At 64.1% G+C, this 5,140-nt stretch carries 4 protein-coding genes; 1 reads left to right on the plus strand and 3 read right to left on the minus strand.

The features are described from left to right. Positions 1 to 22: 22 nt before the first annotated feature. Positions 23 to 1,255, minus strand: a complete 1,233-nt coding sequence (locus DBR23_RS24745) for an amidohydrolase family protein (RefSeq protein WP_056747221.1) — start codon at positions 1,253 to 1,255, stop codon at positions 23 to 25. 228 nt (positions 1,256 to 1,483) lie between these two features. On the opposite strand from DBR23_RS24745, the gene DBR23_RS24750 reads away from it, so the two are divergent. Then, the gene (locus DBR23_RS24750) at positions 1,484 to 2,443 is read left to right on the plus strand and encodes a LysR substrate-binding domain-containing protein (RefSeq protein ID WP_056064417.1); all 960 of its coding nucleotides are present in this window, start codon (positions 1,484 to 1,486) and stop codon (positions 2,441 to 2,443) included. Positions 2,444 to 2,496: 53 nt separating this feature from the next. Here the strand turns inward: DBR23_RS24750 and DBR23_RS24755 are convergent, their stop codons facing one another. Beyond that, complete coding sequence (locus tag DBR23_RS24755; RefSeq protein ID WP_108499894.1) at positions 2,497 to 4,050, minus strand: malonyl-CoA synthase; 1,554 nt, start codon at positions 4,048 to 4,050, stop codon at positions 2,497 to 2,499. An 82-nt stretch (positions 4,051 to 4,132) separates the two neighbouring features. Then, a complete protein-coding gene (locus DBR23_RS24760) occupies positions 4,133 to 4,936 on the minus strand; it encodes an enoyl-CoA hydratase/isomerase family protein (RefSeq protein ID WP_108499895.1) in 804 nt (267 codons plus the stop codon). Between the last annotated feature and the right edge of the window lie 204 nt (positions 4,937 to 5,140).

Consider the following 5,140-nt stretch of genomic DNA (forward strand, 5'->3'; position numbering starts at 1 on the left):
GGGGTGAGGGGATGAAAGGGACTCAAAGGGTGTTCTTGACCCACACGCCGTCCTTGGCGATGGCGCGAATGCGCTCGCCTTGGTTCAGCAGGCAGGTGATGTCGGTGAGCGGGTTGCCATCGACCAGCAAGATGTCGGCAATGGCACCGGCCGTGACTTCGCCCAGCTGGCCTTGCTGGCCCAGAATCTCCGCGCCAATCAGCGTGGCCTGCTGCAGCACCGGGCCATTGCCCAGAATCTCCGCGCGCAAGCGCAACTCGTCCGACTGCAGGTAATGCGTCTCGGCCAGCAAGTCGCTGCCCAGGCCCATCTTCACGCCCGCCTTGGCCAGGATCTCAATGGCCTGCTTGCCCTGGCCGCGCACCGAATCGATCTTGGCAATCGACACCGCAGGCAGGCCATAACGCTCGCCCTCGTTGGCCAAGCCCTCGTAGGTGATGAGCGTGGGCACCATGAAAGCGCCCATCTCGGCCATGAACTCTGCCGTGGGCGCATCCACCAGATTGCCGTGCTCGATGGTGCGCACGCCACAGCGCACGGCGCGGGCGATGGCGCGGGGCGTGTAGGCGTGGGCCATGACATAGGTGTTGGCATTGGATGCCTCTTCCACAATGGCGTGCAGCTCGGCCTCGGAATAGCCCAGGTTGCCAATCGGGTCGTTGGGCGAGGCCACGCCGCCCGAAGCCATCACCTTGATCTGCGTGGCACCCTTCAGAATTTCTTCACGCACCGCCAGTCGGCAAGCATCCACACCATCGACCACGCGGCCGATGTTGCCCAGCTTGTAGGCGCACGAACACACATCCAGGTCATCGTTGCGCTGGCGGAAATCCGCATGCCCGCCGGTTTGCGACAGCGCCTTGCCCGCAGGGAAGATACGTGGCCCCTGCACCAGCCCCGTGCGCACGGCCTCGGCCAGCGACCAGTCGGCGCCGCCCGCATCACGCACGGTGGTAAAGCCCCGCTCCAGCATGCCCTTCATGATGGGCAGCGAGCGCATCATGGTGAACACGTTGGGCATCTTGGCCACGGCGCCCAGGTTGAACGAAGACGCCACCACATGCACGTGGCAGTCGATCAGGCCGGGCATCAGGGTCATGCCCTTGGCGTCGAGCGTGGTGGTCCCTTCTGGCACCTGCAGGTCGGTGCCTACCGCCGCAATACGGCCGTCCTGCACCAGAACGGACAGGCCGGTGCGCAGTGTGAGTGCGTGGACATCCAGCACACGGCTGTTTTCAATCAACAAAGAGGTCATGAGATTCGTCAAAGTGGGCGCGATGGCTTCAAAATTACTCATAGCCTTCTTTTTCAGGGGGCCATGAAGACCATCAAGCATCCATCTGGTGCATTGCAGCATCTACAGAGTGTGGCGCTTGACACGTTGCTGTCACAGGACGCATTTATCGGGCCAATTGCCCTTATCCGCAACGCCTAAAATCTCACCATCCCATGAGCCCTACTCATACCCCCTAGGCATACATCTATGCGCCGCCTGTGCCCCACCATCTCTGAGTTGAACGCCTTTCACTCCGCCGCCAAGCACCAGGCCTTCACCATGGCCGCACGCGAGCTGTGCGTGACGCAAAGCGCCATCAGCCGCCACATCGCTGCGCTGGAGGACTACCTGGGCCAGAAGCTGTTCATCCGCAAGGCTACGGGGTTAGAGCTGACCGAGGCAGGCGCTACCTACCTGAACGCCACCCGCCCGGCCATGGCCGCGCTGGAATCCGCCACGGCACAGCTCATGTCGTACGGGGGCGATGGCGGCTCGCTCAACCTGTCGGTGCCGCCCACGTTTGCGGCGCAGTGGCTGTTTCCGCGCCTGGGCCACTTCAAGCGCACGCTGCCGCAGGTGTCGCTGAACTTTGTGCGTTACCAGCACGCGCACGACTTTGCGACACCGCACGAGTTCGACGCTGCCATCCAGTACGGCTACGGCAACTGGCCCAGCGCCAATGCGCGCTACCTGATTGGCAAGGAAACCAGCATCGTGTGCAGCCCGCAACTGCAGGCCGCCCTGCCCCTGAACACCCCGCAAGATTTGATGCGCGCCACGCTGCTGCAGCACATTGAGGTGCCCCTGGCCTGGCAGGACTGGATGGAAGCCCACGGCCTGGACACCAGCGCCAGCCGGTTCGGGCCGGGCTTCAACCTGTATTCACTCATCATCCGCGCAGCGGTTTCAGGCTTTGGCGTTGGCATCGTGCCCACCTGCCTGGTGGAAGACGAACTGCAGGCAGGCACTCTGGTAGAGCCCCTGAAAGACCGCTTTGACAGCCCGCTCGGCTACTACCTGTGCGCGCCCACGGCACGCACCAATTTGTCGGTGTACCGGCTGGTGGCGGGGTGGCTGGAACACTGCTGCAACCATGCCGAGGGCGCCGCGGCGCCAGCCGCCACGCCCTGCATTTTCTGCAACCCCCAGGCCTCTGCAGCGGGCTAGGGCCTGTTCACACTATTTTTGCCAGTGCGAAGGCCTCCACTCGCGGGTCTGCCTCAGGCGAACAACCCTTTGTACTGATCCCGCAGCAGGTTCTTTTGCACCTTGCCCATGGTGTTGCGCGGCAGCTCAGACACCACAAAACACTTCTTGGGGATCTTGAAGTTGGCCAGCTGCGACTTGAGCTGGGCCACGATGGCATCGGCGTCCAGGCTGGCGCCGGGCTTGGCAATGACCACGGCCACGCCCACTTCGCCAAAGTCAGGGTGTGGCACGCCGACCAGGGCGCTTTCGGCCACGCCGGTCATGTCGTTGATGTAGCCCTCGATCTCTGCGGGGTAGACGTTGTAGCCGCCGCTGATGATCAGGTCTTTGCTGCGGCCCACAATGTGCACGTAGCCGCGCTCGTCCACTTTGCCCACGTCGCCGGTCTTGAAGTAACCATCCTTCGTGAACTCTTCGGCGGTCTTTTCGGGCATGCGCCAGTAGCCCTTGAACACGTTGGGGCCCTTGACCTGGATGCCACCGATCTCGCCCACGGGCAGGTCTTTGCCATCATCGCCCTGCACGCGCAGGCTCACACCCGGCAGGGGGAAGCCCACGGTGCCGCCCCGGCGTTCATCCTGACCGTTGTAGCGCTGGTCGGCGCTGTAGGGGTTGCTGGTGAGCATGATGGTTTCGCTCATGCCGTAGCGCTCCAAGATGGTGTGGCCGGTGCGTTGCTGCCATTCCTTGAAGGTTTCGATGAGCAGCGGTGCAGAGCCTGCGATGAACAGGCGCATGTTCTTGACGGCCTGTTTGGTCAGGCCGGGCTCGGCCAGCATGCGCACATACAGCGTGGGCACGCCCATGAACACGGTGGCGCGGGGCATGGCGGCGATGACGGCCTTGGGGTCGAACTTGGCCATCCAGATCATCTTGCTGCCGTTGATGAGCGCGCCATGGATGGCGACGAACAGGCCGTGCACGTGGAAGATGGGCAGCGCGTGGATGAGCACGTCCCCCTTCTTCCAGCCCCAGTAGTCCTTGAGCATGACGGCATTGCTGAGCATGTTGCCGTGTGTGAGCATGGCGCCCTTGCTGCGGCCCGTGGTGCCGCTGGTGTACAGGATGGCGGCCAGGTCGTCGGCGCTGCGGGACACGGCCTGGTGCTCGTCGCCGTGGTGCGCTGCACGCTCCAGCAGGCTGCCGGTGCGGTCGTCACCCAGGGTGAAGACATGCTGCGTGCCCAGGGTGAAGGCAATCTTGCTGACCCAGCCAAAGTTGCCGGGCGAGCACACCACCACGGCCGGCTCGGCGTTGCCGATGAAGTATTCGATCTCGGCGCTTTGGTAGGCGGTGTTGAGCGGCAAAAAGACGTAGCCCGCACGCAGCGTGGCCAGGTACAGGGCCATGGCTTCGACGGACTTTTCGACCTGCACGGCAACGCGGCTGACTTCGGGCAGCTTGAGCGACGCGAGCAGGTTGGCGATGCGGGCGCTGGCGCGGTCCAGATCGCGCCAGGTGTAGTACAACGGGGTGCCGTCGGCCGCCGTGGTCTCGACGGCAGTGCTGTCCAGGTCAGATGGGAACGCTGCGCGCAGGGCGCTGAAGAGGTTGTGTTGGCTCATGGCTCAGACTTCAATGGGCTGGGTGGCTGGGTTGAGAGTTTGGGACTGGCTGAATGGGAGAAAGCGGGGGCGGAGGCGCCGGTCAGAACACCGGCGCGCGCTTGTCCAGAAAGGCAGCGATCCCTTCGCGGTGCTCGGCACTGGCGGCATAAGCATAGGGGTCAGCGGGGCCATTTACTATGTTTTCGATAGCAGGCTGGGCATGATTTTCTTGCGCTACAGGCGCTTTTAGCGCACGAAACGTCTGTTTGTTCATGCGGGCGGCCTGGGGCGCCAGCGCAGCAATGCGCTGGGCACTGCCCAGGGCTTCGGTGGCCACCATGTCGTCAGCCACCACGCGGCTCAGAAAGCCACGGGCCAGCATGTCGGGGGCGCTGAAGGTGGCGGCCTCCAGCAGCATCTGGCGCGCGGTCACATCACCCACCGCACCGGCCACCAGTTGCGCCTCGCGCGGGGCCATCGGAAAACCCAGCTTGGCAATCGGCGCGCCAAACCGCGCGCCACTGCCCGCCACGCGGATGTCGCAGCAGCTGGCAATCTCCACGCCGGCGCCCATGCAGGCACCGCTGATCTGGGCCACGATGGGCACGTCGCACTGGAGCATGGCATTGAGCCCGCCCCACACGTCGTTTTCATGAAAGTCGCGCAGCGCGGCCGCGTCAAAACGGAAGCCGGGGTACTCCGAAATGTCTCCGCCCGCACAGAACGCCCCGCCCTCGCCCGCGATGAGCACACAGCGCGCATCGGCAGAGCGCTGCACATCTTCAAACACCGCACGCAACTGCCGCCACATGGGCCGCGACATGGCGTTCAGCCGCCCGGTGTGGCGCAGGGTGACATGCACCACCCCGCCCTCACCAGCATTCATCAACACTTCACCCGACATCCTGGTATCCATTTCCTTCACATGCCGCCCACGACCTTCTCACCCCGCCATGCCATCGCCAGCGCCACCGTGGAACCGGCTTTGCCAGGCCACGGGTGGCGTCCCCCTCGGGGGATGGCGCAAAGCGCAGCCATAGCACCGGCTATGGCGAGCATTTGCAACAACGACGGTGTGCGCTTTTGCGGAGCGAGCGGGCATGGCGGG

The sequence above is a fragment of the Acidovorax sp. HMWF018 genome, from assembly GCF_003061035.1.
GTDB lineage: Bacteria > Pseudomonadota > Gammaproteobacteria > Burkholderiales > Burkholderiaceae_C > Acidovorax > Acidovorax delafieldii.